This is a genomic window from Haloferax mucosum ATCC BAA-1512 (assembly GCF_000337815.1).
In the GTDB taxonomy this organism is placed as follows: domain Archaea; phylum Halobacteriota; class Halobacteria; order Halobacteriales; family Haloferacaceae; genus Haloferax; species Haloferax mucosum.
Map to the genome: position 1 here is coordinate 677305 of NZ_AOLN01000018.1, position 25880 is coordinate 703184.

The window sequence follows — 25880 nt, forward strand, 5'->3', positions numbered from 1 at the left end:
TCTTAATCCAAATCGGCGGAAAACTACTGTTCGACGACGCCCGCTCTGACGCGTGCGAACCCGAGAACATGGGTCGCTCGATGGGTCACGCGACACCACGATTCCAGCGCTCGGTGAGCCGAAACGAGTCGCTCGTCGAGCACCGCTGTCGGTGACTCGCGCATCGTCCGCGTGCCGGGCGGTGCAGTAACGCGGACGAGCGCCCGAAACACTGGATTGAGCGTTCGCCACGTCGAGTCTGTCGTCTCCGCGAGGTCAACGAGACAGAGTCGGCCGCCCGGTCCGACGAGGTCGGCCCACAACGAAACCACGGCGGCAGGGTCGTCGAACATCCCGGAGACGAAGGTAGCGAGAACGGCGTCCGGGGCGTGTTTCTGAATCGGGGGCCGGGTCGCGTCGGCGCGAGCGAGGGTGACGTTCGAGTAGTCGCGGACGCGCTCGCGGGCAACATCGAGCACGCCGAGTGAGAAATCGACGCCGACGACGGTGCCCTCGTTGCCGACTCGCTCTGCAAGGTACGGGAGGTTCGCACCCGTTCCACAGCCCATCTCGACGACGGTGTCGCCGGGTTCGAGCCTGAGGGCGTCCGCGGCCTCGGATCTGACGAGTCCGACGCTCGGCGCTCGAAGAGCAATGGTGTCGTAGAGACGCGCCCAACGCGTGTAGAAGGATTGTGAGATAGTTGCCGGAGACGGTGACTGGGCCTGAGACTGCGGTTGGGGCTGGGACTGCTGACGGCGAAGTTTGGACACCCACTGTTCGACCGACGAGGGAACTGCCATCGGTTAGAGCAGGACGCGAACCACGTCGGCGACAGTCGGCGCATCGGGACCGAGGATGTACGTGATGGGTTCGATACCGTAGCCGCCGCTTTGGTAGACGACGAACGTCTCGGGAAGGTCGCGGCCGTCGAGGGTGTCCCGAACCGGGTCGGTCGGCGCGTCGGGGTCGAACTCGATGCACTCGTAGCCCTCGGCTTCGAGGTCGTCGATGACGCCCGCGTCGTAGACGATATTGAGTGCGGCGTTCACGTCGGCACCGGCGGCGCGCGCGGAGAGTAGAACGCCCGCGACGTGCTCGCTGACGCCGAATTCGGGTTCGCCGGGGACGGTCGCTTGTCCCTTCACGTCGAAGATACGACCGGGAATCGCGGCGATGTCGTCGATGCTGTCGGCGTCGGGGAGCGACTCGACGAGATTCGACCCGACGTTGGGGATGAGACCCGCGAACCCGGACGTGTTCGTCAACATCCGAAGGCCGCGACGAATCGAAGAGCGAACCTGCTCGATGGTTCGCAGACGGCTGTCGGAGTCGTGGATACTGCGGAAGCCGTCGTAAGACGCCAACTCCGGCATCTGTTCTTCGTGAAGGTCGGACAGGAGGTCACCCTCTTCGAGTTGGCGGATGAGGACTTCGGTCTCGACGAGTGCCTGTACGGGCGTCATATCGCCCGTCGAAAGCCCGTCTCCGATGCGGGAGACAAGGTCGACGACGCGGGCATCGGTGGCGATGCGCTCGTTTGTACTCACCTCGCCGTGGGCGTACTTCGAGACGGCACTCTGGCTGATTCCGAGCGCCTCGGCGACCTCTGACTGGGTGAATCCGCGGTCGCGGAGGTCTTCTGCGAGGAGCGCGCGAAACGTTGGGAGGAACGCATCGACGACGATTTCCTCGATGAACTTCATTCGTCGTCACCGAACTCCGGGTCCGAGCCGATTCGAGAGGCCTGCGGACCGCTCTGGCCTTGATATTTCGACCCGCGGTCAGCACCGTAGGGGCGCGCCGCCGGCGACTTCATCTCAGTGAACACGAGTTGCGAGATGCGCATGCCGGGCGTGAGCGCGACGGGTGCAGAGCCGAGATTCGAGAGTTCGAGCGTAATCTGGCCCTCGTATCCGGGGTCTACGATACCGGCCGTGGCGTGGATGACGACCGCGAGTCGGCCGAGCGACGAGCGACCTTCGACGGTCGCAAGCAGGTCCGGGGGAATCTCGACGCGCTCTTTGGTCGTTCCAAGCACGAAGTCGCCCGGGTGGAGGATGAAGTCGTCACCCTCGGCGACGTGGGTCTCGCGGACGTACTCGCTTACTTCGTGTTCGCGGTTCGGGTGGATACAAGAGATGTTCGTGCGCTGGAACTCCAGAAACTCCGTGCCCAATCGGAGGTCAACGCTCGCGGGTTGGACCTGCATGTCGATGTCGTCAATTGGGTCCACTACGAGGTCGCCCTCTTTGAGACGAGAGAGGATATCGGCGTCCGAGAGTATCATGTCCCAACAGAGCGCGACCGGGAAGGTAAATCCATATCTTCTCGGGCGACGGACGCAGGCGTCTACTGAGAGTTCCAGACTCTTTGCTGACAGCTTCGAGAGACCGACCCGCGACTACAAGATAGGTTCGAAGAACAGGCCGGCGAGCGCCAATCCGACTGTTGCCACGGCCGCGGAGCTGACATCAACGTCGTGAGCGCGGGCGAGTCCGTATGTACGGATGTACGTCCCCCACGCGATGGCGACGAACACGGCGACGGCAGCGACGGGACTGACCCCCGAGATGACCCCCAGTATCGCGTCGCGCGCTCCGGCGGGGCTGTCGGGCAACGAGAGCTGACTGAGTTGGTAACTCATGAGCGCGACGACCACGAGAAGACGGAACAACTTCGATACCATTCCCCACCCGGCGACGACGAGCGTGTCGGTAAACCGCCCTTCACCGCCGACCACCAAGCCGCCGAGGTAGAGAAAGAACCCCTCGAATAGCCACACGAGCGGGGCACCGATGAGCACCGACGGAATCAACCACGACACTTCTTGCCATACCATGTCACCGAGGCGTTTATCCACTGTCTCGCTGACGGCCGCGTCACAACCCGGTGGCGCGTCAATGTCGTCGAACGCGCCGCCAGGTTCGTACTGCTCGCACATGTGCTCGGGGTGGTGTTCAGGGTTATCGACCGAGACCTGCTGGTCGAGTTGTTGCGTGAAAGTCCAGAGCAAGCCGCCGACACCGGCAGTCGTGACGACCGTGACGAGCGCGACGACGACGACCGCGCGACCGAAACTGAGCGACTTCGATTCGAAGTATTCGCGTGGCTTGAGGAGGGGCGTTCGGGGACCAGACATCAGCCGAATTACACGGACGTGTCAAACAAATATTTCGGTGCAGGAATAATTAGCAGGGCACTGTCGGCTGTCGAACCGGCAGTCGAGACAGCCGACGCCGACGATGGGAGGACATTTACCGCGTCGGCGGGGAGTAGGCGGCATGAAACAGGCCATCGTCGCACGCGCCGACATCGGCATGGGGCAAGGGAAACTGGCCGCGCAGGTCGCCCACGCCTCGCTTTCGGCCTACGAGGACACCGACACGCAGACGCGAAAGCGCTGGAAGGGCGAGGGACAAAAGAAAGTCGTCCTCAAGGCCAACGGCGAATCGACGCTGTTCGAACTCGCCGAAAAGGCCGACCGCGCCGGGCTTCCGAACGCCATCATCCGCGACGCGGGACACACCCAACTCGACCCCGGGACGGTGACGGCGCTCGCCGTCGGTCCCGCCGAAGACGACCTCGTTGACCGCGTGACCGGCGACCTCTCACTGTACTGATGCGCGAATCACACTCGCTCGAACGCGCCGTCGGCATCCACCACTACGTCAGCGACGCCGACGGTATCGGCGGTGTCCTCCGAGTCGAACCGGAGGATTTCCGCGTCCGAGAAGTCGAACTCGATTCGCTGAACATCCGTCCGCCGGACGCCCCGACCGGTGACTTTCCGAACCTCGTCCTCCGCGTCACGCTCCGCGGGTGGGACACTAACGATTTCGCCGGTCGCCTCTCGGACGACCTCGGCGTGAGCAGAGAACGCGTCTCGTGGGCCGGCACCAAGGACAAACACGCCGTGACGACGCAGTTGTTCACGGTCCACGGCGGCGACGCCGACGACGTGCCCGAGATTCCGAACGCCGACATCGAAGTCGTCGGCCGACTCGGCCGAACGCTCGACTTCGGTGACCTCGCGGGCAACGGCTTCCGTATCCGCGTCCGCGACCCGGACCAGCCCGAAGCCGTCGCCGAAATCACTGACTCGCTCCGCGAGTTCGGCGGCCGTGAGGACATCGTCGGCGTCCCCAACTTCTTCGGCCATCAGCGGTTCGGGAGTATCCGTCCCATCACGCACAAAGTCGGGCTTCACGTCGTCCGCGGCGAGTGGCGCGAGGCGGTCCTCGCGTACTGCGGCGGTCCGACCGAAGACGAACCCGAAGCGACCCAAGTGGGCCGCGCTGTCGTAGACGAAGAAGCCGAGTCCGCCGACCCCGACTGGCACCGCGCGCTCGACCGAATCCCGGGCTATCTCGGCTACGAACGCGGGATGCTCCACCGTCTCGCCGAAGACGGCTCGGAGACCGACGACGACTGGCGCAACGCGCTCGAATCCGTCCCGTCGAACCTCCAGCGACTCTTCGTCAACGCGGCGCAGTCCTACGCGTTCAACAAAATGCTCTCCGAGCGTCTCGACCGCGACCTGCCGTTCGACGAACCCGTCGAAGGCGACGTGGTCTGTTTCGCCGACCGCGACGCGCCGGACGGACTCGAACTCCCCGACGTGAGCCGACTCCAGACCGCGACGGGCCAGCGAGTCGATGTGATGGCTCGCCACATCGAGCGCGGCCGCGCGTTCGTCACCGCACCGCTCGTCGGGACCGAGACGGAACTCGCAGGTGGAGAGCAAGGAGACATCGAACGGGCGGTGCTCGACGAGTTGAACCTCGAACCCGGCGACTTCGACCTGCCCGGAAACTTCCGTTCGACGGGAACCAGACGCGCGATTCTCGTCAGAACCGACCTCGAAATCGACGGACGCGACGAGACCGAGACGGCCGACGAGAGCATCGCGTTCGATTTCGCGCTTCCGCACGGGTCGTACGCAACGGCCGTGATGCGGGAGTATCTGAAAGCCGGCCCGCTCGACCTCTAAGTCGGCCGCGTTTATTCGTCCGCGTTCGCCCCGGATTTGACTCCGTGTTCCGCTTTCGTCTCCATCTGGCGTCGCAACTCGCTCGTCCGAGTGGTGGCGTAGCCGATGGCGGCGAACGGAAGCGAAAGGAGCGCCGCGACCGCGGCAAAGCCGACCGCGAGCGCGACGGTCCCGGGTTCGAATGCCGCCGCTTCCGCGGCCGGCGGGAAGTACGACCACGCAGGGACCGCGAACGCGACCGTCGAAACCGCCGCCCCGAGTCGTAACCGACCGAGAGCGCTCGCCACGCCGAGCGCGTAGCCAACCGCGAGCGGGAGCGCCAGCGTCGCGGTACGGGCGACCGTCGCCCCGGCGAAGAGATACGCGACGCCAGCACCGAGCGCGATAGGTGCCATCGCGTACAGCGACCCGGTGACGACGCCGTCGGTCTCCGAGCGTCCGGCGAAGACGGCCCCGGCGGCGGCGAGAAAGAACACGCCGGTTCCGGCGACGACGACCGGCCTGTCGCGGGCGAAAACCACGACGAGCGGGATGCCCGCGGAGGCGACGAGGGCGAAGGCGAGTTCGGCCGTCGTTCGGGTGTCCGTGGGGTCGCGGTGGACGAAAAACGCCCGGAAACTACCAGCGGCGAGCCACGCGAACACGGCGAAAAGCGCCGTCGAAATCGGAGCCGACCGACGAAGGTACGACGCGATTGCCAACCCCGTGTCGAGAGCCGACTGCAACAACTGGTTCGCAAGCCGAATCGTCGTCTCGGGGGCGAGCGCGAGTGCAACTAAGCCGACGAGACCCGCGAGCGCGAGCGGGGAGAGAGATGCGAGAAGTGCGCGACGACGCATATACGCTGGTCTCTCGGACACGGGAACCAATAGTTTTCGCCGCGGTTGGTGTGCGCGACCGCCGACAGAGAAAACAGCGGCCCGGAATCGATGCATAAACGACCTTTTGTACGCGCACACCCGACACGTCGGTATGCACTGTGGGCGGTGTGGCAATCCGTTAGAGAAACCCGGAGACTACTGTCTCACCTGCAACACCGCCAACTGCGACGCCGTCGTCGCCGTCTTCGACACCGACCGCGCGACCCTGACGTTTCTCGACGAGGACGACGTCGTCGGCGAGACGACGGTCACGACGATACCCGAGTCCGACGGCGAGACGAAAGTCGTCCAACTTCGGAACTTCGCCGGACTCGTCGCCGACGAGATTCGCCGGAAGCGCCCCGAAACCGTCTACGCCGCCGGCGAGCGCGCTCCGCTCCGAGAGACGCGCGCGCAACTGCACTACGAATTTTACCGGGTCTCGGACGACGCGCCGGTACAGAGCGTTCTCGACAGCCGCGGCGAGCGAGCGCTCGAAGTCGTCGATATTCCGCCCGCAGAGAAGCTCGGTGGGAGCCACACGACACTCATCGGTCGGCGAGCGGGTCGCCGCGCAATCGGCGTCGTCGCCGGGCACCCACACGTCAAGAAGGTCATTCCCGGTCCCATCGACGCCGGCGGGAAGGGGTCCAGAACGGGTCTCCGCGCGAAAGTGACCCGCGCCGACGACAACGGCAACGTCAGACTCCTGCTCCGCGACGGGTCGAGCGTCCAAGAAAATCGCATCGTTACGACGGCGATGAACCGCGAGACAGGCGAGCGCGTCCGCGACGACCTGAACGAAGCGCTCCGCGAAGAAGAACTCCAAGACGAATAGCGTCAGCGCCGGGAGACGGGAGAGCCGAACACTGGTGGTCCCGAGTAGAAAGTCGAGCATCGGGAGTCTGGAGTAGAGAGTCGAACGCCGAGAGCCGACTGCTCAGCGAGTGACCGGAAAAACGCGTGACCCGAGGGGAACGGAAAAACAGCTGATTCCAGTAGGTATAGTGGGCAGTCAGGCCGTGGTTACGCCGACTCGCCCGCCTCCGACGGAGTCGTCTCGATGTGGACCGGTTCCGTCTCCGGTTCGCCCCGTGCTTGCTGGTCACGGTACCACGCGACGGTTTCGGCGATTGCGTCCTCCAGCGGCGTCGGTTCGACCGCATCGCCGAAGGTGTCACGGAACTTCGTGTCGAGGACGACGTAGGGTTCTTCGAAGGCGTATCGCATCTCCGCGAGTTCGCCGAGCGGCGAGCTAACGAGGGCACCGAGCGTCAACAGCCAGTCGGAGACGGCGACGATGTGCGGGAAGCCGGGGTCCGTGTCCGCGGCGTCGTAGACGAGTTCGACGAACCGGCGCGTCGAGACCGTTTCCGGGTTCGGAACGTGCCACGCCTCGCCCAATGCCTCGTCGCGCTCGCCGAGGAAGACGAGCGCCCGCGCGAAGTCGGGAACGTAGGTGTAGGTGTGGGCGAGTTGCGGGTCGCCGAAGACCGTCGCGCGCCGCCCCGCGACGGCGGCCCCAAAGACCTGCTCGCCGACGACTGAGTCGCGGACACGCGGGCCGAAGAAGTCGCTCGCGCGGCCGATAGTCGCCTCGATTCGGCCCGCTTCGTGGGCGTCGAAAACGAGGTTCGCGCAGTCGGCTCTGGTCTGTCCTTTCGGTCCGGTCGCCAGATACGGCAGGTCTTCCGTGAGACGGGTCTCGGCGGGACCGTACATGTAGAGGTTGTCGGCGACGACGAGGCGCGCGTCGGCGGCTTCGACACCGGCGATGACGCCGTGAATCAGGTCCGGGAACTCCTCGACCCACTGCTCGTAGGACGGTTGCGAGCACTGATAGACGACGTCGGCGCCCGCGAACGCATCGACTGCGTCGTCGGGGTAGACGACATCCGCGTGTCGGTGTTCGACTCCGTCGGGGAGGTCGGGAGTCGAGTCGCGCGTCACGACGACACTGTCGGCTCCGCGCGCCTGAAGTACGTCCACGACCGCGAGTCCGACGGGACCTGCACCGACGACGACGTGTTGTGTCATAATCCCACATACGAGATGAGATACCAAAGGCGTGCCGCGGGGAGCCACGGTCCGAGACGACTCGCAGGCTTTATCCATGCCGACGAGGTAGTTCGCGGTACTATGGCCGAAAAGAAGGCTCGATCCGTCGGAAGTGCCGGGCGCTTCGGCGCACGGTACGGCCGCGTCGCTCGCCGCCGCGTCAAGGAAATCGAAGCTGAAATGCGCAACGCGAAGGTTGACGGCGACAACGTCACCCGCGTCGAAACCGGAATCTGGAAGAACGAAGAGACCGGCGAAATCTTCACCGGAGGGACCTACCGTCCCCAGACCCCGGCCGGAAAGCAGGTCCGCCGTTCTATCCGCGCCGCGCTCACCAGCGAAGAATAATCTCAAAGTACTCTCGATTCCTCACATCTCACAATGAGCTACAAGTGTTCCCGGTGCAAGCGCGACGTCGAACTGGACGAGTTCGGTGGCGTTCGTTGCCCGTACTGTGGGCACCGCGTCCTGCTGAAGGAGCGGTCCCCCAACGTGAAAGAAGTCGCCGTCGAGTAGCGTGCGCCCAGCGCACAGCGCTTCTCTCGAATTCGACTACCCCGACGAGCGGCGCGCACGCACCGTCGAGCGAAGCGTCGCCGTCGAAGTCGGAGAAATTGACGACGCCCGTTCAGGGGCGCGCGTCCGCCGGGAGGGTCGAACCGTCGTCGTGACGGTCGAAGCCGGCGACCTCGTCGCTCTCCGCGCGGGGGTCAACTCGTGGATTCGGCTGGTCGAAACCGCCGAAACGGTCGCCGCCGCAAGCGACACCCGTTCACAGTCGGCATAACTCGCACGTGCCGGTTGGGTGTCGAAGGTCGAAGCTCGACGACCCGATTCCGCGTGGGAGACCGCGGGTGTTTTAGGGCCGGCGTCCCGTCGGTTCGGGTATGCAGGGAAGTCTGCCGCCAGAAGCGCAGGAGAAGCTCGAAGAACTGCAGAACCTTCAGGAGACCGCACAGAACGTCTCCGAACAGAAGCAGTCCTCTGAGTCGGCACTCAACGAAGCAAAGACGGCGCTCGAAACGCTTGAAGACATCGACGCCGAGTCGAAGATGTACCGCGAAGTCGGCGAACTCCTCGTCGAAACCGACTACGAGTCCGCTCAGGAAGACCTCGAAGAGAAGGTCGAGAGCCTCGAAGTCCGCGTCGAACAGCTGACCAAACAGGAGACGCGCGTCCAAGAGAAGTTCGAGGGTCTGCAGGAAGAACTCCAGCAGATGCTTCAGGGCGGCGGTGCCGGTCCGATGGGCCCCGGCGGCGCATAAATGCCACAGCCGACGGACGAAGAAGTGGTCCAAGCCGCCGCAGAGGCGGCTGAGGGCCTCATCTTCGCCCGCTTCAAGCAGTCTCGCGTCACAGACTTCGACGTCACCGTGACGTTCGAAGACGGCGTCCTCGACGTTGACGTGTATATCAACGCTCCCGACGATGCCGAAGACGCCGACGCGGTCGCCGAGGAGGCGGCTAAGACGGCACAGGAGGCCGTGGACGAACTGTTCGCGGCCGCCGACGAAGAGTAACAAGGGACTCTCGCGGGAACCCCCCGCACTCGTTTCTACGCCGGTGAGCGATTGCGTTTCGGCGCTGCCAGTCCGGGCCGGACACGGCGCAGACCGTCAGTGCTCGTATTCACTTCGTCCTCACACTCGGATTCGTGCCTGACGACCCCGTAAGGGGGTACTGCCCGGTACAACTATACACTACTATGGTCTATGGTGACGCATGTCAATACGAAGAACGCCGAGAGGAACGACCGCATTGGACCGACTGCGAGAACGATACAGCGACGCCGACCACACGTGTTCGGAGTGCGGTTTCGTCGATACCGACAGCGGTTGGTCGGCGAAGACGACCGGGTCGAGCGTGCTCTACAGACACGTCTGTCCGAGTTGCGGTGCCATCGAAACGCGGACGCTCTCGCTGAAGTCATGAGACGCCACGTTCCGAGCGGCCGATTCTACGTTCGGTTCGAGCGGTCCGGGCGGTGAGTGGTAGTACGTTCGCACGCGAGCCATCCTGCGTCGAATCTCGAAAGCGCTCGTGACGCTTACGTGAGGAAGAACACGAGTAGACTGACGGCCATCGATGCCAGCAGGACGGCGAGCGCGAGCGCGCCGCCCATCGAGACGACGACGTTCGCGTGACTGGCGAGGGTTTCGGTCCGGTCGTTGCCGAAGATGGTCACTTCGGCGCGCTCTGTCGCCATTCCCGCGCGGACGGGTTCGCTGTCTTCGAACGCCTCGGTGGCGAGTCGCTCGATTGTTTCGACGAGTTCGTCCTGGTCGATAGCCGCGCCGACCTGATTTTCGGCCTCGACGGTGTTGACGATGTGCGTGTCCGTCGTCATCACCTCAGCGATGTCTGCCATCGCGTCCGGGCCAGTGGTTATCGTCTCGACGATTCGGTCGCGGAGTCCCGGTTCCATGTTGTTGCCGTCGATAAGGACGTAGGCGGTCGTCTGGTCGTTTACGCGCATCAAGGCCACGCGAATCCCGAGCGGGCCGATTCCCTCGCGGGGCGTCCAGTCGGTTTCGTCCGCGGCAACGCCGAGAAAGAGCGTTCCCTGCGGGAGGGTGACGAGTTTTTCGCCTGCGAGACCCGCGGCGGAAATCATGTCGAACGACCGCTTACTTCCGGGCGTGACGTGGCCGAGGTCCGGACCCTGTAGGCCGTTGTTACAGTTGTGTGCGTCCACGAGGAGGACGTTTCGGAGCCCCGCCGTGCGGGCCTCAGCGGACGCGGAGAGACCGACCGCGTACTCCACGTCGTCTGCGAACTGCGGTGCGTACGTCGAGATGAGAACCGCGTCGTCGCCGAAGCGCTGACCGAGCATCTTCACGTCGCCGGATTCGACGCGGATGCTCTCTGTCACGTCGGACCCGTACTCGATTTTGTCGTAGGCGCTGTCGGCGGCGTCGAGCACGACATCAACTTCGCGTTCGGTGACGAGGTTGAAGTCGTGACCGGCGGTCGCGTGCGGCGGAAACGCCAGTCCCTCGGCGCGTCGGGCCATTCGCTCGGGGAAGTTGCCGCCGCCGATTTCGCCCATCGGACCGGGGTGAATCATCGGCAGGACGAATCTAGCCTTTTCGCTCCCGTCATCGCGCTGGAACGAGAGCACGGTGATGGGGACGATCGCTTCCTGTCCGAGTTGCTCGAAGAAGTCTTCTAACTCTCTTGTCCCCTCGGCGATGTGGCCGATGAACCCGCGGATGAAGTCGAGAATCGACACGCCGAGACTCCGTCGCCACGGGCGGTCAACGACGCGAAGGAAGGCGTAGACGCCGACCGCGTAGATGATACAGGTAATCGCAAGCAGTTGGAAGTGGCTGAGAGCGATTGCCGACAGTTCGGGCGGCGCTCTGCCCGAGCGAGCGAGATACGGCATCAGGTAGGCCTCCGTGATGGGACCGCCGACCTTGATGAACTGAAGCGTCCCGCTGTAGATGAAAAGCAGGGCCGCGGCCGTGACCGTCTGGATGCTCGCCGGGACCGACGCGATGAGAAGCGACGAGCGCGAGACGGCCATGACGATGAGCAGACGGAACGCGAACACCGACGCGAGGGCGACGACGAACGCGTCGAAGACGAACGTCTGTCCGAGACCAGTCGCATACGAGATAATCGCCGCCAGCGTGACGATGGCCACGATCATGATTTCGCCCGCCAGCGCGAGAAGCGACGAGCGGTTACGCGTCAGTTTTCCGCCGACGAGGCGGTCAACGCCGGTAGTTCCGAAGGCCGCGACGACCGTCGGAATACCGATAAAGAAGATGCCTTCCCAAGCGTCCCGACCGAAGAAGAAAAGCCCCCGCCACGACCCGGCGAAGTCGCCCGAGTCGAACGCCGCGATGCCAGCCATCGCGGCGACGAGCAAGGCGAACCCGAGACTCGTGTACCAGTTGGGTGCGCGGAAAATGAACCGCGACAACCCAGCAAGGTCGCTCTGCGTGGAGGTCATTTTCCGAACAGACAAAACGGAGGCCGGTAAATGTCTCGGCTTGTTTCGCAGAGACGACGATGAAGAATGAGAAGAATCGAGAGGTACAGGCGCTAATACGGTCAAAAAGCCACAGTTCTACTGTTCGCAGACCGCGATGAAGTTCTCGAAGACTTCCTCGCCCTCGTCGGTGTGGGCGACTTCGGGGTGCCACTGGACGCCGTAGAGGTTGCGGTCGGCGTCGCTCATGGCCTCGATGGTACAGACATCGCTCGTTGCGGTGTGCGTGAAGCCATCGGGAACTTCTTTGACCTCGTCGGCGTGACTGGCCCAAACGCGCGTTTCGGGCGCGAGCGAGCCAACGAGTGGGTCGTCTCCGTCGAGAATATCGACATCGACGTCGGCGTAGCCACCGTAGTCACCGGAGCCGACGCGACCACCGAGTTCTTCGGCGAGAATCTGCATGCCGAGACAGATGCCGAGAACGGGAACGTCGAGGTCGAGGTAGTCGGCGCTCCGGCCGATACGGTCCATGTCGGGACCGCCGGAGAGGACGATTCCGTCCGCGTCGATGGCTTCGGGGTCCGTGTCGTTGTCGATGAGTTCGGTATCGACGCCGAGGTCACGGAGTGCGCGTCGTTCGAGGTGGGTGAACTGCCCTTGGTTGTCGATGACGACGATGCGGGTCATGTGCCGGATTGGACTAGCGTGCCTAAAAGTGAATCGAAGAGTGGCCGATATACGCGTATCCGTGCATCGAAGTGGCACATTCGTCAATCGTTAGGTGTCGTCAACGCGGTCCCGTGCCGACCGGAATCCCAACTCTGCTTGCTCTTTCGTCCGCCGTCCTTCACGCGCCGCGATAGCCTCCGGGTCGGGCGCGGCGTCGTCGTCGATGCGGGCGAACGATTTGTGGACTTTCGTGTGACACCAGCGACACAGCGCGACCGTGATTTCGTGTGAGGGGTCGGTCCCGTCGCGGGTGCCGTAAGAGAGGTGATGTTCTTCGAGAAGCGGGCGAGCCGTCGAATCGTGGGCCATGCGGACCTCTTCGAGTCCACACCGAGTGCACTCGCGGCCGCTCGTCGTCGCGGCGTAGTGCGGGCAGTCGCGGAATGCACAGCCGTCGGCGGCGGCGACGCAGTCGTAGTCCTCGCGCGCTCGTTCGCGGGCGAACGCCGGGTCGCGGTCGGCGTACTCGCGGGCGAGACGACAGTGCCCGTCGCTCGTGAGGTGGTCACAGCGGCCCGCGTGGTCGTAGGGGTCGTCAACGCCCACGGGTGTTCCTGTCGGCGTCCGCTCCATGCGGCGGATTCGGGATGGCGACGGCCTAAACCTTGCTCTCGCGCCCCGGCGGTGGTTTCATCACGCCCCCAATCGAAACCGGGTGCGTGAGACTCGTACACCGACAGAACGGAGACCAGTCCACGCTCGCGTCGAACGTCGAGACGGCCGACTCGTTTCTCTCGCAGGCGCGCGGGCTGATGTTCAGAACCTCCGTTCCGGACGACTACGCGCTCGTCTTCCAGTTCGGCGATGCGGACCGCCATAGTCTCCACATGGTGTTCGTCCCGTTCGACATCGACGCGCTCTGGCTCGTCGGCGACGAAGTAACGAAGAAAAAACGACTGTCCGCGTGGACCGGTATCGGCTTCGGCATGGCCGATACGATTATCGAACTCCCCGCCGGCGCGGCCGACGATGTAGAGCCGGGCGACCTCGTCGAACTCGCCGAGTGACCCCTCGAAACGGTGATTCAACCCCGATTGGACACCAATTTCTGTCGGAACCCTCTCGTTTATACATTCATCGACAGATGTGTTCAATTACAATGTCGGAGCCTACCACACCGGCGGAGGATAGAGTAAGTCGTCACAAGACGGCTGGCTGTGAAATTCGACGGTTCTAGCCACTATCAAGACGGTTCTTCCCTGACTGACCGATTCGGGGCGACGCCCGAGAAACGCACTTCTGATTCAGTACAGCTGTTAGATACGACGCTTCGTGACGGCGAGCAAGCACCCGGCGTTTCGTTGTCACCCGACGAGAAAGCGGACATCGCGCGGGCACTCGACCGCGCCCGCGTCGATTACATCGAGGCGGGAAGTGCCTGCACCGGTCCCGGCGAGCGCGAGACGATACAGCGCGTTACCGCGCTCGACCTCGATGCGACGGTGACGAGTTTCGCCCGCGGCGTCCAAGGCGACATCGACCTCGCGCTCGACTGCGACGTAGACGGCGTGACGCTCGTCGTGCCGTCGAGCGACCGCCACGTCGAGTCGAAGGTCGGGACGACCCGCGACGGCGTTCTACAGACGACAGACGAACTCGTCGCGTACGCCAAAGACCACGGTCTCTGGGTCGAAGTTATCGGCGAAGACGGCTCTCGCGCGCCGGCCGAGTTCCTCGAAGCGCTCGCACGAACCAGCCACGACGCCGGCGCGGACCGGTTCTGTTTCGCCGATACCGTCGGCCACACTAGCCCAGAACACACCTACGACGTCGTCTCTCGACTCGCGGCCCTCGGGCCGACATCGACCCACACCCACGACGACCTCGGTCTCGCCATGGCGAACGTCCACGCCAGTCTGACGGCGGGCGCGGACCTCGTTCACACCACAGTCAACGGTATCGGCGAACGCGCCGGCAACGTCGCGCTCGAAGAGGTCGCTATCGCGCTGGCCCACTGCTACGACGCGGAGACGGTGAAACTCGACGAACTCTACGCGCTGGCACAGAAAGTCGCCCACGCGACGGGCGTCGCGCTCCCGCCGAACAAGGCGGTCGTCGGCGAGAACGCCTTTACCCACGAAAGCGGCATCCACACCGACGGCACACTCAAAGACGAGTCGATGTACGAACCCTACCCGCCGGCGACCGTCGGCCGCGAGCGACGACTGGTTCTCGGCAAACACGCCGGGCGTGCCGGTGTCAAAGCCGCGCTCGACGAACACGGCGTCGATGCGACCGACGAGGAAGTCGCCGCCGTCGTCGAACGAGTCAAAGAACTCGGCGACCGCGGGAAACGCGTCACCGACGCCGACCTGCTCGCGTTCGCCGAGGACGTTCAGGGCTACGAACGCAACCGACAGGTCGAACTGCTCGACCTCACAGCCGCCTCCGGTGGCGGCACCCCGACCGCGAGCGTCCGCCTCCGCGTCGATGGAGACGAACGAGTCGCCTCTGGGACCGGGTCCGGCCCGGTTGACGCCGCGGTGAAAGCAGTTCGGTCGGCGCTCGGACCGGACGCCGACGCGCAACTGGACGAGTACCACGTCGATGCCATCACCGGCGGGACCGACGCGGTCGTCACCGTCGAGGTGACCATGTCGCACGGCGACCGAAGCGTCTCGGTCGCCTCCTCGCACGCAGACATTACCCGCGCGAGCGTGCAGGCGATGGTCGATGCGCTCGACCGACTGCTCGCACCGAGTCGTGCCGCCGCCGAACCAGCGCCTGCCGGCGACTGACCGTTTTTTCGACGCGCCTCAGCGCGTCTCTTTGGCGACGAGGTACGTCCAGCCACCCCGGCGTTCGAAGCCGATAGCGGCGTCGCCGAGTTGGGTCTCCGCGTAGTCGGCGACCCGACCGGTTCGAACTGTCGTGACGTCGATTCGTCTCGTTCCGCCTCGTTCGTCCGTTTTCGCATCCGCCGCGTTCGCACTCATACCAGTTATAATGGCGGACGGGGATATGTATCGAATCCTAGGAGAGTGAAAGTGAAAATCGCCAGACGAAGGCGCGTTAGTGACAATCGCCGTCTAGAATCTGAGTGCTCACGCTCCCCGCACCGCGGCTCAAAGAGAAGACGATGGAATGAACACGTGAACGATGCCGCCGCCGAACAGGAGCGCGAGGACGAGACCGACCAGGCCCCCGATTTGGTATCCTTCGATGGCGAACAGTACCATAATCAGAAGGGTGAGACCATCGAGTCGTTGCTGAAGTTCGTCTTCCATGGTGACTGCTATAGATAGTAGATTGACAAAGTTTCGGGAGACAGACGTCTCTCGGTCCTAGATGTGAATCCAGAACGTCGCACCGACGACCACACCGTCGCACCCGACAGACGGGACGAGACGCGCCGCTCGAAACGTTGTGTCCGCGAGAAGCGCCGAGGGTGAGATTTGAACTCACGTGTCCGAATGGACAGTAGATTTCGAATCTACCGCCTTGGCCGGGCTAGGCTACCTCGGCTTCCATCACCTTCTCTCTCGCGGATAGTTTAATCCGTTTCGATTTCCGAGGACCGCGACGGAGGGTCGCACGGTCGAATCCGAGACCAAATCGACAGACTCCGACCAATGAGAATAAGTCGCACGCAGACGGCAACGGGGTATGGACATCGACACGGCGAACGAGACCTGCACGCAGGTTCTCGACGCTATCTCGGAAGCCGTCATCGCCGACCGATCCTTCCTCGAAACCGTCCTCACGGGCGTCCTTGCTCGCGGCCACGTCCTCCTCGAAGACGTTCCCGGAACCGGAAAGACGCTCACCGCGCGGAGCGTCGCCACCGCGCTCGGACTGTCGTTTTCCCGCGTGCAGTTCACGCCGGACCTCCTGCCGACCGACGTGACGGGGACGAATATCTACGACGAGCGCGACCGAACCTTCGAATTCTCGCCCGGTCCCATCTTCGCTAACGTCGTCCTCGCCGACGAAATCAACCGCGCGCCGCCGAAGACGCAGGCGGCGCTCTTGGAGGCGATGGAAGAAGGGCAAGTGACCGTCGATGGCGAGACGCACCAACTGCCGACGCCGTTTTTCGTCATTGCCACGCAGAACCCGGTCGAACAGGAAGGGACGTTCACACTCCCCGAAGCGCAGGTTGACCGCTTCGTCGTCAAATCCGCCATCGGCTACCCCGACGTTGACGGCGAAGTCGAACTCCTGCGGCGACGTGCCGGCCGAACCGAACAGAGTCCGAGCGTCGAGCGCGTCCTCGACCGCGATTCGGTGGTTGCGATTCGTCGCGCGCCGGAATCGGTCCGCGTCGAAGACGACCTGCTTCGATACATGGCCGACCTCGCACGCGAGACGCGAACCGACCGCCGGGTCCGAATCGGCGTCTCACCGCGCGGGACACAGCGCCTCTTCGAGGCGACCCGCGCCCGCGCCGTTCTCGAAGGCCGCGAATTCGTCACGCCGGACGACATAAAACGCGTCGCGCAATCGGTGCTCGCACACAGGCTCGTTCTCACTCCCGACGCACGCGTCGAAGACGTACAGAAATCGGACGTCGTCGCCGACGTACTCGGCAGGGTCGCAGTGCCGACATTAGAGTAACAGCGTGAGACGGTAGTAGCGCAAAGCGCGACCGCGGTCCCGGCGGCCGACCGAAAACAGCGAAACCCGTGCAAACCGTGCGCCGCGTTATCGCCGCACCCCCGACACGAGCGCCACCGCCCCGAGCACCAACAACACGACGGCGGCGATTGGTTGGCCGCCGGAGGCGACGGCGGCGATTCCGTAGACGACGCCCGCGCCGACCGTGAGCACGACCAGCGTCGTCGCCGCGTGAACGACTTCGAGACGCGTCGTGTCCGCCTCTCGACCGAGATGGTCGCCGACAGACAGGGCATTTTCGCCGAGGTCCCACGCGAGAATCGACGCGATGGCCGCGAGCAAGAGCGATTCCGGTCCGGGGCCGCTCACGCCGCCAATGGCGAGTGAGAGGAAAAACAGGCCGCCGGCCGCGTCGAGCACCCGTCGAGACCCGCGAACGAGTCCGGCGGCGAGAACGACCGTGGCGACGAGCGCGCCCGCCGCGGCCATCTCAGCCGCGAAGGCGAGCGAGAGTGTTGCGAACCCGGCCGCCGAAAGCGACATCGCGGTGCCGGTTCGGGTCGGGCGGCGAGTAATCTCGTTCATCGCATCCACCCCGACTCAGCCCGCGAGAGCGCGACTGCGAACGGTTCGTCCCCCCAATCGACAACACGAAGCCCGCTTCGACGCAACTCGCGCAATCGCAACTCACGTTCCAGTCGCGCGAGACGCGACCCGGCAGTTCGGGTCGTCGTCGGGTCCGGTGAGACGATGGTCACAGCGTGGTCGTACGCCTCCAGTCGGCGCGCCACTGAAACGGCGTAATCGTCCGCGAGCGGCGTACAGAAGATGACCTGGGCATCGCTCGACAGCCGGCGTCGAAGTCGCCGCATGGCGACAGACGGGAAAAACGCCTTCTCCGGTGGCGTCGGCGCGAACGCGGGGTGCGTTGCAAAGAGTCGCCGGGCGCGAGCGCGGTGGGCCGAGCCTGACGAGGGCGCGAGCCAACACTCCTCCGGGCCGAACGCCGCGACACCGACGCTATCGCCGCTGTCGAGAAGCGCGGGAACGGCGATGCTCGCGGCATCGACACATCGTTCGACCGCCGTCTCGTCGTCGGCGTCGGGCGCGACGTGTGCTTCGGTTCGGGTGTCAACAACGAGGACGACGGACGCGGCGCGTTCTTCCCGGAACTGGACCGTTGCGAGCGTCCCCGTTCGCGCGCGCCGGTTCCAGTCGATGCGGCGTATCGGGTCGCCGTGGCGGTACTCGCGGATAGACGCGAATTCGAGTCCGGACCCCGGAACGTTCGTCTCGACGCGCCCGGCGTATTTCGAGGTGAGTCCACGAAGCGGGAGGTCCGCCGTCGCGGCCAACTCGGGTTCACATCGCATGGTCGTCTCGGTGTGTTCCATCTCACGACACTCGACTGCCCCACTGGGGTCGCGGACGATGATAGTCGTCTCGTCCCACGTGTGCTCGCCGCGGATGGCCGTCACAGTGTACGTCACGGTCGCCGTCGCGCCGGGGCGAAGCGCCGTGCCGAGGCGTGCGGGACCATCAGAGACGGCGAGTCCCGGCGGCACGCAGTCGATGATGCGGAGGTCGAAGAGCGTCCGCGACCCGTCGTTGGTGACGCGGAGCGTGACTTCGATGTCGTCGTCCGGCGCGGGCGTCGAATCGGAGAGCGTCCGCGCCACGTCGAGCGACACCTCCGGGACCGCGGCGATACGGACGTATCCGAGGAGGACGACGCCGAGCCCGGCGAGCAAGAACAGACTCGGTTCGCGGGTGAAGACGCCCGCCGCGGCGGCGATGAGAACGAGTCCCTCGATGCCAACCCAGCGTTGAGTGTCGAATCGGCGGGTCACTGCGGGTCACCGCCTGTGTCGCCCACCGCGCCGGGTGTGGATTCGACGCCATCAGTCGTGGATTCGACGCCATCAATCGTAGAACTGACAGCGTTAGTCGTGGGTTCGACGCCGTCAGTCGTAGAACCGGAAGTACCATTCCCGGCCTGCTCGCGGCCGATATTCGCAATGGCGGCGACGGTGCGGTCAACGCGCTCGACTAACATCGATTGGCCCGACAGGAGCAGTCGCAGTCGACGGCGAAGCGGCATCGAAACGTCCGCGCCGAGGAATCGCGCCGCGACCACGTCGTCGGTCCACGCGCCCGAATCGAGGAGTGCTTCGGCCTCTTCTGGGGTTCGGCCATCGTGGAGGACGAGCGCTTGTCGAGCGCGCGATTCGAGGCGGTCAACGACGCGGGTGCGAGCGGCCCACCGCTTTCGGCGCGTCATGGCCGCCAGAATTTCGTCATCGAACTCGGTACCGGGGACCGGAACCGAGACGCGGACCTCCGGGTCGTCCGTGAGGGTCGTCTTGTACGGCGTGTCACGCCTGCGCTGAACGTACCGAAGCCCTTGAAGCGCCGCGAGCGCGGCCACGAGACCGAGAAACAGGTCGGTTAGTTCGAGACCGAACGAGAGACCCGCGATGATTCCGAGTCCCGCAATCGTGGCGAGCACGCCGACGAGAAGCGCGAGTGTTCGGGGTTTCGTCATCGGTTCTCACCACCGTCGTCTCCGGAATACGGACCGCGCTCGGAGTCGGGCGATTCCGACTCGGCGTAGGTCGATTCGATGTTTCTGAGCGCTGTCACCGCGTGTCGCTCGCGCGCTTCGGTCGCTTCGAAGCCGCCGTAACGAACCGCTTCGAAGAGCGTCGTCAGAGCGGTTACGTCGTCGCGGGCCATCCCGGAATCGACCGCCGCTTCGGCGAACTCGGCCGGTGTTGCGGACTTTCGATTCGGAACGTCGAGTAGTGCCGTCATCTCACCCCACGCTCGAAAGACCTCGTTTTCGACGTCGGTTCCGCCGGCTTCGATTCGCTCGGCGGCGGCCCCGGCGGCCCGACCGACCGCGGCGATGTCCGGGTCGGATTCGACAGCCGCCGGTTCGGTATCATCGTCTTCGGGCGAATCACCGGTCCCGGTAACGAGCATAACGAGCGCGGCCACGAGTGCGACTCCGAGCAGGAGGCCGAACACCAACGTCGGCGGCGAAACCGACTGTACGGCGCCGCCACCACCGAGTTGGCCGCCACCGCCTGACGGAAGAAACGAGACGTTCCTCGCGGAACCCGAGACGCGAGAGCCGAACGACAGGTCGGCACGACACGCCGTAAGGAGACCCAAAAGGAGAATGACGGGCGGTCCGAGTGCTAAAAAGACGGCGACCGGTGGGAGTAACGAACCGGATTCACGATACGCGTATCCGGCGAGGAGGAAGAAGATGGCGGCAAGAAGGCCGAGAATCCACGGTGAGAGTAGCCACGGGAAACACGGAGCCGGGATATCGAACTCGCCGGACGAACCCGACGACGGTTGGAACCCGGTCGATTCAGACTCGCCAGCCACGCTTCCCCCCGAACTACCGGAGCCGAAGCCGGCGGGACCGCCGTCCGAGACGACGGTCGAATCGATTGTCGCCGCGACAACGGAGAGCGCGACAACCGCGAGGAGAGCGAGTGCGAGGGTACGGAAAGCGGAACGATCCACGACAGTGGGTAACAGTATCCGAGGTAAAGGCATTTCGAGGGACGACGCGGAGACAGAGCGTGACAAAACGAGAGAGACTCGGAATAATCTAGCCAGTGACAGACCCACGACGAGACGGTTCGACCCTCTCTCAACAGACCACTATTACAAGTGAATGAGCGTCGGAAGCTGAGACGGAGATAGCGGGTTTCAACACCCACACACCACGATTGCAAGTGAATGATCGCTGAGAGAGATCGGGGTCGTATACACACAGACACCACTCTTGCATGTGAAACGTCGTGAGCGTGTGAGGGGTGTTGGTTCCAAGAGAGCATGGATACAAGTGAACGCAGTGACACCGTCGGCGACCACCACCCACCACAGTTGCAGGTGAATTAGTCGAATTAGAGCCTATTACCTGCGAATTGGGGACATTAGAATCACGTGCGACAACGGTCCACCCACCGAAAAATGTCAACGCTTTAGTTGAATTTGAGGACTGTAGTTCTTCTAGAGAGTCTCGCGTATCCTCGTTCACTTGTATCAGTGGTGTGTGTCTGTTAAAACGTGTTCACAATAACCGTGATTGCTATACATGAACAGTCATGAATTCGGAACACACGTCATACTATACCATATATCACACACCGAGCTAACCCACTCAATGACACAGTTTGCCGTACTAAACCACACCACACAATCCGTGGGCACGACACCGGACCGCCACATTCACATGAATCAGATGAAATCGGGGTTTTAAATAAGGGGACGCTACAACGGACCGACGCTAATGCGCCGGTTCGAGCGAAAACAAAACGTCTTCACCAACAAGGACGCCCTCGGGGAGTCCTACAAGCCCGAGCGCATCGAAGAGCGCGACGACGAGATTTCGGAGTACATGGACGCACTCCAACCGGTCGTCGATGGGTGGGAACCGAACAACGTCTTCCTATATGGCAACACCGGCGTCGGAAAAACCGCAGTCACCGAGTTCTTACTGGAGATGCTCCTCGAAGACGTCTCACAGTACGACGACGTGGACTTGAGCGTCATCTCCATCAACTGCAAGACGCTCAACTCCTCGTACCAAGTCGCGGTCGAACTCGTCAACGAACTCCGACCACCGGGCGCGGAAATCAGTTCGACCGGGTACCCCCAGCAGACGGTCTTCAAGAAGCTCTTTCAGGAGTTAGACGACGTCGGCGGGACCATCCTCATCGTCCTCGACGAAGTGGACTCTATCGGCGACCGCGACGAACTCCTCTACGAACTCCCGCGGGCGCGCTCGAACGGCAAACTCGAACACGCTAAAGTCGGTCTCATCGGCATCTCGAACGACTTCAAGTTCCACGACCAACTCGACCCGCGCGTACAGGACACGCTTTGCGAGCGCGAACTCCACTTTCCGCCGTATCAGGCTCCGGAACTTCAGAACATCCTCGAATCGCGCGCCGAAGTCGCTATCGCGGCCGACGCCTGCGAGGAGGGCGTCCTCAACCTCTGTGCCGCACTCGCCGCCCGAGACAGCGGGAGTGCACGGCAGGCGCTCGATCTCCTCCGACTGGCCGGTGAACACGCAGAGAACAAAGAGGACGAGCGAATCACGCTCGACCACGTGGATATCGCGCGCCAAAAACTCGAACAAGAGCGCGTCGTCGAGGGCATGCGCGAACTCACCGAAAACGGTCATTTCGCGCTTCTCGCCGTCGTCTCGAAGGCCGCCCACGACGAGACACCGTGTCGGATGCGCGACCTGTATCAGGAGTATCTTCGACTGTGTAACTCCGCCGGCATCGACCCGCTGGCACAGCGGTCGGTCCACAACCACCTCTCCGACCTTCGGATGCTCGGTATCCTCTCAGCCGAAGAGAACAGAACTGGTTCGCGGGGGAACTACTACAGTTACGCCCTCGACGTTCCCTTTTCGAGCGCGATGGAAGCGCTCTCCGACGTCCTCTCGCTCGATTCCGTTCTCGACGAAATTCGCAAGACCGCAAAGCAAGCAGAGGCAGTCTAGCAGACCAGAGCGCCGCCGTTGGGTTTCCGTTCCTGTTCTCGCCTCGTTTCCGTTCCCGTTGTCGCCTTGTTTCCGTTCTCAGGATTCAGGTCTCAGCCTCATTTTTCAGGTCTCGCCGAGCCACGCGAACACGAACTCGCTACTCGACCCGAGCGGGTCGTCCGCAACCGTCGTCTCCACCCGAGTGAAGCCCGCCTCACGGAGTTGCGTCAGCGTCTCTTCGCGTCCCGGCGCGGAAAAGAACATCTCGCCGCCCATCCAACCGCGCCGAACCGTCTGAAACCGGCCGCTCGGGAGCGTCATCAGCAGACCGCCGCCGGGTTTCAACACCCGAGCGAACTCGCGGTAGACTGCCGGATGCGACTCCCGGGGCACGTGAAACACCGCGTGATACGCAGTGATGCCGTCAACTGAACCGTCACGAACTGGAATGTGGAGCATGTCGGCTAACACGAGTCGTGCGGTCGGGACCGTCGTCCGCGCCAGTTCGAGACCGCGGCGAGAGAAGTCGAGACCGACGCTCTCGTCGGGGAGATTCGCCAGCGTTCGCGCGCCGTCGCCGCACCCCACGTCGAGCACGACCGGGTTCTCGGGGAGGTCGGCGACGAATTCGGCGACCAGTTCGGCGTCGGACCCCGACGGGTCGCGGTTGCGAGCGTACGCCTCGGAAACGTCGTTCCACGCTCGCCGAACCTCGTTTCTGTCCATACCCTCACCTACGAACGCTGATGAGATAACAGTCCGCAAGAGACAAGCGTGGCCTGAAGCGAAACGCGCCGGGTGAGGGAGAGAGCGAGAGCGAAGACGCGTCTCTCAGGCGAGCGACCCGACGAACGTTCCGAAGCCCATCGTTCCGAGCATCACGCCGAGTCCGAACCCGAGGATGCGAACCATCGCGCGGCGCGCGTCGGGTTCTGTCCACCCGGTCCCCGTGTCGAGGTGGTTCTGCATCGACTCGATACCACGGCCGAGAGCGACTGCCCCGGACCACCCGAGGAGACCGAACCCGAACACGAGCGAACCGAGCGCGAACACCGTATCGACGCTCGCGGCGTACGCGCCAGCGAGGCTGGTTCCGGCCAGCGCGACCGTCGCAACGAGAACGCCGACGAGGACGGCAGAGCCGACGATTCGAAGACGGACGGTCGCCTGCACGGCGAGCGGCGGGCTATCGTCGCTCAGTGGCGGCTTGTCATCGGCCGAGTGTTTCGGTGTGCCTGTCATAGTGTCGATAATATAGAACGAAGCGGTGGTTCGACGCGTTAATCGACCGCTTCGCGCATCCGTGGGTCGAGTGCGTCGCGCATCCCGTCACCGAGTAGATTGAACCCGAGCACGGTGAGTGCGAGGAAGAGTCCGGGGAAGAACGACCACCACCAGATACCCGTGAGGAGTCCCTGGCTCACGCCGTTCGAGAGCATGAGTCCCCACGATGGCGTCCCAGCCTCGGCACCGAATCCGAGGAACGAAAGGGCGGCGAGGTCGATGATGGCGAGACCGAAGTTGAGCGTACTCTGCACCGTAATCGGTGCGAGACAGTTCGGCAGGACGTGCCGAACCAGCACTCTCGGGTCGGCCGCGCCGAGGGCGACAGTCGCGTCGATGTACTCGTTTTCGAGCACGGTGAGTGCGGCACCGCGGACGACGCGGGCGAACCGCGGCGTGTAGACCAAGGTCAACGCGGCGACCGCCCGCCAGAGTCCGAGTTCGTCGGGGAAGATTGCGACGAGCGCCAGCGCCAAGAGTAGCGACGGGAACGCGAGCAACACGTCCATCGTTCGCATGATGACGTTATCAGTCACGTCGCCGTAGTACGCGGCGATGATGCCGAGACCGACGCCGAGCGCGGTCGATGCGGCGACCGTGACGGTCCCGAAGAGCATCGCGTACCACGCGCCGTAGGCGACCCGCGGAAGGAGGCTTCGTGCCTGTCCATCAGTCCCGAAGAGGTACTCCACACTCGGTGCGGCGCGGTTCGGATTCGTTCCTAGTTGCGACTGGCTGATGACTTCGAGGTCGATGAACAGTCGCGCGTAAATGGCGATGACCACCATCGCAACGATGATGGCGATACCGGCCAGCGCGAGGCGGTTCGACAGCAGTCGAGAGACGAACGGCGAGGCTCTAAAGCGGTCGATGAGTCCGCGCTCGCCCATCTCGGCTGGCGTTTCGGTCGTCGTTTTGGTTTCCGTGCTCATTGTTCGATCCGCGGGTCGAGGATGGAGTAGGTGATGTCAACGCCGAGGTTGACCAGCGTGAACAGGAACGCGAAGGTGAGGACCGTCCCTTGGACGATGGGGTAGTCACCGACCTTGATGGCCTCAACCAGGAGCGTTCCGATGCCGCCGATGGCGAACACCGTCTCCGTCAGCACTGCACCGCCGAGCAGGCCACCGAACTGGATGCCGATGACCGTGATGACGGGAATCATCGCGTTGCGGAAGCCGTGTTTCAGGACCGTAATCTTCGACCCTTGGCCCTTCGCGCGAGCAGTCCGCATGTAGTCTTGCCGAATGACCTCCAGCATCGACGACCGCATCATCCGCGAGATGAGCGCCATCGAGTAGACACCGATGACCGACGCCGGGAGAATCATGTGCCGGACGGCGGAGACGAACATGTCCAACTCGCCGGCGATGAGCGTGTCGATGGTGACGAGACCCGTCACTCGAATCGCCTCTACGTTGTAGAGGACCGAGATGCGGCCACTCGTCGGGAGGAGACCGAGCACCTGCGCGAAGAGCAAGATGAGAAGCGGACCGCTCCAGAAGATCGGCACGCTGATACCGGCCAGCGCGCCGATGCGGGTCAGGTGGTCCGTGATGCTGTCCTGCTTGACGGCGCTCAGGATGCCCAGTGGGATACCCAGCGAGATGCCGATAAGCTGGCCGTAGAGAGCCAGTTCGAGCGTGACGGGAAGTTTGTTCGCCAGCACCTCACGGACCGTCGTGTTGCGCTGGATGATGAACGACTCGCCGAACTGGAACTGTGCGGCATCGGCCAAGAACCGACCGTACTGCACCCAAATCGGGTCGTTCAGTCCGAGGCTCTCTTCGACCTGCCGAACGAACTCCTCGCTCGCGCGCTCGCCCGCGATGGTGAGAGCCGGGTCGCCCGGCGACAGATGCAGGATGGAGAAGACGAGCGATGCCACTCCGACCAGCACGGGGACGAGCAACAGCAGCCGCTTGAGTACGAATCGTGTCGAAATCATGAATCGAA

Annotated in this window: 32 protein-coding genes and 1 tRNA gene; 13 read left to right on the forward strand and 20 right to left on the reverse strand. The window is 63.7% G+C overall.

Annotated elements, in window-relative coordinates; all coding sequences use genetic code 11:
* Positions 1–23 precede the first annotated feature (23 nt).
* From C440_RS16105 to C440_RS16120, 4 genes are all read right to left on the reverse strand, one after another.
* A complete protein-coding gene (locus C440_RS16105) occupies positions 24–782 on the reverse strand; it encodes a class I SAM-dependent methyltransferase (RefSeq protein WP_008321722.1) in 759 nt (252 codons plus the stop codon).
* Between the two features lie 3 nt (positions 783–785).
* Entirely contained in the window at positions 786–1685 is a 900-nt protein-coding gene (locus tag C440_RS16110) for a thiamine-phosphate synthase family protein (protein WP_008321723.1), read from the reverse strand.
* The gene (gene dcd, locus C440_RS16115) at positions 1682–2269 is read right to left on the reverse strand and encodes a dCTP deaminase (RefSeq protein WP_008321724.1); all 588 of its coding nucleotides are present in this window, start codon (positions 2267–2269) and stop codon (positions 1682–1684) included. The genes C440_RS16110 and dcd overlap by 4 nt, the downstream gene beginning before the upstream one ends.
* A 114-nt stretch (positions 2270–2383) precedes the next feature.
* Positions 2384–3121, reverse strand: a complete 738-nt coding sequence (locus tag C440_RS16120; RefSeq protein ID WP_008321725.1) for a YIP1 family protein — start codon at positions 3119–3121, stop codon at positions 2384–2386.
* Between the two features lie 142 nt (positions 3122–3263).
* On the opposite strand from C440_RS16120, the gene pth2 reads away from it, so the two are divergent.
* The gene (pth2, locus tag C440_RS16125; RefSeq protein WP_008321726.1) at positions 3264–3602 is read left to right on the forward strand and encodes a peptidyl-tRNA hydrolase Pth2; all 339 of its coding nucleotides are present in this window, start codon (positions 3264–3266) and stop codon (positions 3600–3602) included.
* Positions 3602–4972, forward strand: coding sequence for a tRNA pseudouridine(13) synthase TruD (gene truD / locus C440_RS16130; RefSeq protein WP_008321727.1), 1371 nt, complete (start codon positions 3602–3604; stop codon positions 4970–4972). The genes pth2 and truD overlap by 1 nt, the downstream gene beginning before the upstream one ends.
* A gap of 11 nt (positions 4973–4983) precedes the next feature.
* Here truD and C440_RS16135 read toward each other — a convergent pair whose 3' ends face one another.
* A complete protein-coding gene (locus C440_RS16135; RefSeq protein WP_008321728.1) occupies positions 4984–5811 on the reverse strand; it encodes a hypothetical protein in 828 nt (275 codons plus the stop codon).
* A gap of 133 nt (positions 5812–5944) precedes the next feature.
* On the opposite strand from C440_RS16135, the gene C440_RS16140 reads away from it, so the two are divergent.
* A complete protein-coding gene (locus tag C440_RS16140; protein WP_008321729.1) occupies positions 5945–6670 on the forward strand; it encodes a DUF2103 domain-containing protein in 726 nt (241 codons plus the stop codon).
* Between the two features lie 188 nt (positions 6671–6858).
* On the opposite strand, the gene C440_RS16145 is transcribed toward C440_RS16140, so the two are convergent.
* Positions 6859–7869: an NAD-dependent epimerase/dehydratase family protein gene (locus C440_RS16145; RefSeq protein WP_008321730.1), complete on the reverse strand. Its 1011-nt coding sequence runs from the start codon at positions 7867–7869 to the stop codon at positions 6859–6861.
* Between the two features lie 102 nt (positions 7870–7971).
* Between C440_RS16145 and C440_RS16150 the strand changes: the two genes are divergently transcribed.
* The 6 genes from C440_RS16150 to C440_RS17885 all read left to right on the forward strand — a co-directional run bounded on the left by C440_RS16150 (position 7972) and on the right by C440_RS17885 (position 9822).
* On the forward strand, positions 7972–8238 hold the full coding sequence (locus C440_RS16150; protein ID WP_008321731.1) for an eL43 family ribosomal protein: 267 nt from the start codon (positions 7972–7974) through the stop codon (positions 8236–8238).
* 33 nt (positions 8239–8271) lie between these two features.
* Positions 8272–8406 carry a DNA-directed RNA polymerase subunit P gene (locus tag C440_RS16155; RefSeq protein WP_004044283.1) on the forward strand — a complete coding sequence of 45 codons (135 nt, stop codon included), beginning with the start codon at positions 8272–8274 and terminating at the stop codon, positions 8404–8406.
* Position 8407: 1 nt separating this feature from the next.
* Positions 8408–8677, forward strand: coding sequence for a KEOPS complex subunit Pcc1 (locus C440_RS16160; RefSeq protein WP_008321732.1), 270 nt, complete (start codon positions 8408–8410; stop codon positions 8675–8677).
* Positions 8678–8777: 100 nt separating this feature from the next.
* Entirely contained in the window at positions 8778–9155 is a 378-nt protein-coding gene (locus C440_RS16165; RefSeq protein ID WP_008321733.1) for a prefoldin subunit beta, read from the forward strand.
* Positions 9156–9410, forward strand: a complete 255-nt coding sequence (locus C440_RS16170; RefSeq protein WP_008321734.1) for a DUF3194 domain-containing protein — start codon at positions 9156–9158, stop codon at positions 9408–9410.
* 202 nt (positions 9411–9612) lie between these two features.
* The gene (locus C440_RS17885) at positions 9613–9822 is read left to right on the forward strand and encodes an HVO_0649 family zinc finger protein (protein ID WP_152417886.1); all 210 of its coding nucleotides are present in this window, start codon (positions 9613–9615) and stop codon (positions 9820–9822) included.
* A 115-nt stretch (positions 9823–9937) separates the two neighbouring features.
* Here C440_RS17885 and C440_RS16175 read toward each other — a convergent pair whose 3' ends face one another.
* From C440_RS16175 to C440_RS16185, 3 genes are all read right to left on the reverse strand, one after another.
* Positions 9938–11851, reverse strand: coding sequence for a DUF2070 family protein (locus C440_RS16175; protein WP_008321736.1), 1914 nt, complete (start codon positions 11849–11851; stop codon positions 9938–9940).
* A gap of 117 nt (positions 11852–11968) precedes the next feature.
* Positions 11969–12520: a GMP synthase subunit A gene (locus tag C440_RS16180; protein WP_008321737.1), complete on the reverse strand. Its 552-nt coding sequence runs from the start codon at positions 12518–12520 to the stop codon at positions 11969–11971.
* 90 nt (positions 12521–12610) lie between these two features.
* Positions 12611–13135 (reverse strand): DUF7097 family protein, encoded by a 525-nt coding sequence (locus C440_RS16185; RefSeq protein ID WP_008321738.1) that lies wholly within the window; start codon positions 13133–13135, stop codon positions 12611–12613.
* An 86-nt stretch (positions 13136–13221) separates the two neighbouring features.
* On the opposite strand from C440_RS16185, the gene C440_RS16190 reads away from it, so the two are divergent.
* Together C440_RS16190 and C440_RS16195 are read left to right on the forward strand one after the other, a co-directional pair.
* Entirely contained in the window at positions 13222–13569 is a 348-nt protein-coding gene (locus tag C440_RS16190; RefSeq protein WP_008321739.1) for a DUF192 domain-containing protein, read from the forward strand.
* Between the two features lie 192 nt (positions 13570–13761).
* Entirely contained in the window at positions 13762–15300 is a 1539-nt protein-coding gene (locus C440_RS16195; protein WP_049915968.1) for a (R)-citramalate synthase, read from the forward strand.
* A gap of 18 nt (positions 15301–15318) precedes the next feature.
* Here C440_RS16195 and C440_RS16200 read toward each other — a convergent pair whose 3' ends face one another.
* From C440_RS16200 to C440_RS16205, 3 genes are all read right to left on the reverse strand, one after another.
* Positions 15319–15498: a hypothetical protein gene (locus C440_RS16200; protein WP_008321741.1), complete on the reverse strand. Its 180-nt coding sequence runs from the start codon at positions 15496–15498 to the stop codon at positions 15319–15321.
* A gap of 129 nt (positions 15499–15627) precedes the next feature.
* Positions 15628–15789, reverse strand: a complete 162-nt coding sequence (locus C440_RS17575) for a hypothetical protein (RefSeq protein WP_008321743.1) — start codon at positions 15787–15789, stop codon at positions 15628–15630.
* 153 nt (positions 15790–15942) lie between these two features.
* A tRNA-Ser gene (locus C440_RS16205) sits at positions 15943–16027 on the reverse strand.
* Between the two features lie 141 nt (positions 16028–16168).
* Here C440_RS16205 and C440_RS16210 point away from each other — a divergent pair.
* Positions 16169–17119 (forward strand): AAA family ATPase, encoded by a 951-nt coding sequence (locus C440_RS16210; protein ID WP_008321744.1) that lies wholly within the window; start codon positions 16169–16171, stop codon positions 17117–17119.
* 87 nt (positions 17120–17206) lie between these two features.
* Here C440_RS16210 and C440_RS16215 read toward each other — a convergent pair whose 3' ends face one another.
* Genes C440_RS16215 through C440_RS16230 form a run of 4 tightly spaced genes read right to left on the reverse strand, consistent with a single transcriptional unit; the run spans position 17207 to position 20659 of the window.
* Positions 17207–17713 (reverse strand): DUF7519 family protein, encoded by a 507-nt coding sequence (locus C440_RS16215; protein ID WP_049915925.1) that lies wholly within the window; start codon positions 17711–17713, stop codon positions 17207–17209.
* Positions 17701–18969, reverse strand: coding sequence for a DUF58 domain-containing protein (locus C440_RS16220; RefSeq protein WP_008321748.1), 1269 nt, complete (start codon positions 18967–18969; stop codon positions 17701–17703). The genes C440_RS16215 and C440_RS16220 overlap by 13 nt, the downstream gene beginning before the upstream one ends.
* Positions 18966–19664 (reverse strand): DUF7269 family protein, encoded by a 699-nt coding sequence (locus C440_RS16225; RefSeq protein WP_008321749.1) that lies wholly within the window; start codon positions 19662–19664, stop codon positions 18966–18968. Before C440_RS16225 ends, C440_RS16220 begins: the two co-directional genes overlap by 4 nt.
* Entirely contained in the window at positions 19661–20659 is a 999-nt protein-coding gene (locus C440_RS16230) for a DUF4129 domain-containing protein (protein WP_008321750.1), read from the reverse strand. Before C440_RS16230 ends, C440_RS16225 begins: the two co-directional genes overlap by 4 nt.
* A gap of 772 nt (positions 20660–21431) precedes the next feature.
* On the opposite strand from C440_RS16230, the gene C440_RS16235 reads away from it, so the two are divergent.
* Positions 21432–22658 (forward strand): orc1/cdc6 family replication initiation protein, encoded by a 1227-nt coding sequence (locus tag C440_RS16235; RefSeq protein WP_008321752.1) that lies wholly within the window; start codon positions 21432–21434, stop codon positions 22656–22658.
* A 105-nt stretch (positions 22659–22763) separates the two neighbouring features.
* Here C440_RS16235 and C440_RS16240 read toward each other — a convergent pair whose 3' ends face one another.
* The 4 genes from C440_RS16240 to C440_RS16255 all read right to left on the reverse strand — a co-directional run bounded on the left by C440_RS16240 (position 22764) and on the right by C440_RS16255 (position 25872).
* Positions 22764–23366 carry a class I SAM-dependent methyltransferase gene (locus C440_RS16240; protein ID WP_008321753.1) on the reverse strand — a complete coding sequence of 201 codons (603 nt, stop codon included), beginning with the start codon at positions 23364–23366 and terminating at the stop codon, positions 22764–22766.
* A 105-nt stretch (positions 23367–23471) separates the two neighbouring features.
* Positions 23472–23882 (reverse strand): DUF7268 family protein, encoded by a 411-nt coding sequence (locus tag C440_RS16245; RefSeq protein ID WP_008321755.1) that lies wholly within the window; start codon positions 23880–23882, stop codon positions 23472–23474.
* Positions 23883–23920: 38 nt separating this feature from the next.
* The gene (locus C440_RS16250; RefSeq protein WP_008321756.1) at positions 23921–24856 is read right to left on the reverse strand and encodes an ABC transporter permease; all 936 of its coding nucleotides are present in this window, start codon (positions 24854–24856) and stop codon (positions 23921–23923) included.
* Positions 24853–25872 (reverse strand): ABC transporter permease, encoded by a 1020-nt coding sequence (locus C440_RS16255; RefSeq protein WP_008321757.1) that lies wholly within the window; start codon positions 25870–25872, stop codon positions 24853–24855. The genes C440_RS16250 and C440_RS16255 overlap by 4 nt, the downstream gene beginning before the upstream one ends.
* Between the last annotated feature and the right edge of the window lie 8 nt (positions 25873–25880).

What these genes read in the sequence shown, in the direction of transcription:
- C440_RS16105 (WP_008321722.1), bottom strand. Translation starts at nt 782, where the DNA reads ATGGCAGTTCCCTCGTCGGTCGAACAGTGGGTGTCCAAACTTCGCCGT.
- C440_RS16110 (WP_008321723.1), bottom strand. Translation starts at nt 1,685, where the DNA reads ATGAAGTTCATCGAGGAAATCGTCGTCGATGCGTTCCTCCCAACGTTT.
- dcd (WP_008321724.1), bottom strand. Translation starts at nt 2,269, where the DNA reads ATGATACTCTCGGACGCCGATATCCTCTCTCGTCTCAAAGAGGGCGAC.
- C440_RS16120 (WP_008321725.1), bottom strand. Translation starts at nt 3,121, where the DNA reads ATGTCTGGTCCCCGAACGCCCCTCCTCAAGCCACGCGAATACTTCGAA.
- pth2 (WP_008321726.1), top strand. Translation starts at nt 3,264, where the DNA reads ATGAAACAGGCCATCGTCGCACGCGCCGACATCGGCATGGGGCAAGGG.
- truD (WP_008321727.1), top strand. Translation starts at nt 3,602, where the DNA reads ATGCGCGAATCACACTCGCTCGAACGCGCCGTCGGCATCCACCACTAC.
- C440_RS16135 (WP_008321728.1), bottom strand. Translation starts at nt 5,811, where the DNA reads ATGCGTCGTCGCGCACTTCTCGCATCTCTCTCCCCGCTCGCGCTCGCG.
- C440_RS16140 (WP_008321729.1), top strand. Translation starts at nt 5,945, where the DNA reads ATGCACTGTGGGCGGTGTGGCAATCCGTTAGAGAAACCCGGAGACTAC.
- C440_RS16145 (WP_008321730.1), bottom strand. Translation starts at nt 7,869, where the DNA reads ATGACACAACACGTCGTCGTCGGTGCAGGTCCCGTCGGACTCGCGGTC.
- C440_RS16150 (WP_008321731.1), top strand. Translation starts at nt 7,972, where the DNA reads ATGGCCGAAAAGAAGGCTCGATCCGTCGGAAGTGCCGGGCGCTTCGGC.
- C440_RS16155 (WP_004044283.1), top strand. Translation starts at nt 8,272, where the DNA reads ATGAGCTACAAGTGTTCCCGGTGCAAGCGCGACGTCGAACTGGACGAG.
- C440_RS16165 (WP_008321733.1), top strand. Translation starts at nt 8,778, where the DNA reads ATGCAGGGAAGTCTGCCGCCAGAAGCGCAGGAGAAGCTCGAAGAACTG.
- C440_RS16170 (WP_008321734.1), top strand. Translation starts at nt 9,156, where the DNA reads ATGCCACAGCCGACGGACGAAGAAGTGGTCCAAGCCGCCGCAGAGGCG.
- C440_RS17885 (WP_152417886.1), top strand. Translation starts at nt 9,613, where the DNA reads ATGTCAATACGAAGAACGCCGAGAGGAACGACCGCATTGGACCGACTG.
- C440_RS16175 (WP_008321736.1), bottom strand. Translation starts at nt 11,851, where the DNA reads ATGACCTCCACGCAGAGCGACCTTGCTGGGTTGTCGCGGTTCATTTTC.
- C440_RS16180 (WP_008321737.1), bottom strand. Translation starts at nt 12,520, where the DNA reads ATGACCCGCATCGTCGTCATCGACAACCAAGGGCAGTTCACCCACCTC.
- C440_RS16185 (WP_008321738.1), bottom strand. Translation starts at nt 13,135, where the DNA reads ATGGAGCGGACGCCGACAGGAACACCCGTGGGCGTTGACGACCCCTAC.
- C440_RS16200 (WP_008321741.1), bottom strand. Translation starts at nt 15,498, where the DNA reads ATGAGTGCGAACGCGGCGGATGCGAAAACGGACGAACGAGGCGGAACG.
- C440_RS17575 (WP_008321743.1), bottom strand. Translation starts at nt 15,789, where the DNA reads ATGGAAGACGAACTTCAGCAACGACTCGATGGTCTCACCCTTCTGATT.
- C440_RS16210 (WP_008321744.1), top strand. Translation starts at nt 16,169, where the DNA reads ATGGACATCGACACGGCGAACGAGACCTGCACGCAGGTTCTCGACGCT.
- C440_RS16225 (WP_008321749.1), bottom strand. Translation starts at nt 19,664, where the DNA reads ATGACGAAACCCCGAACACTCGCGCTTCTCGTCGGCGTGCTCGCCACG.
- C440_RS16235 (WP_008321752.1), top strand. Translation starts at nt 21,432, where the DNA reads ATGCGCCGGTTCGAGCGAAAACAAAACGTCTTCACCAACAAGGACGCC.
- C440_RS16240 (WP_008321753.1), bottom strand. Translation starts at nt 23,366, where the DNA reads ATGGACAGAAACGAGGTTCGGCGAGCGTGGAACGACGTTTCCGAGGCG.
- C440_RS16245 (WP_008321755.1), bottom strand. Translation starts at nt 23,882, where the DNA reads ATGACAGGCACACCGAAACACTCGGCCGATGACAAGCCGCCACTGAGC.
- C440_RS16250 (WP_008321756.1), bottom strand. Translation starts at nt 24,856, where the DNA reads ATGAGCACGGAAACCAAAACGACGACCGAAACGCCAGCCGAGATGGGC.
- C440_RS16255 (WP_008321757.1), bottom strand. Translation starts at nt 25,872, where the DNA reads ATGATTTCGACACGATTCGTACTCAAGCGGCTGCTGTTGCTCGTCCCC.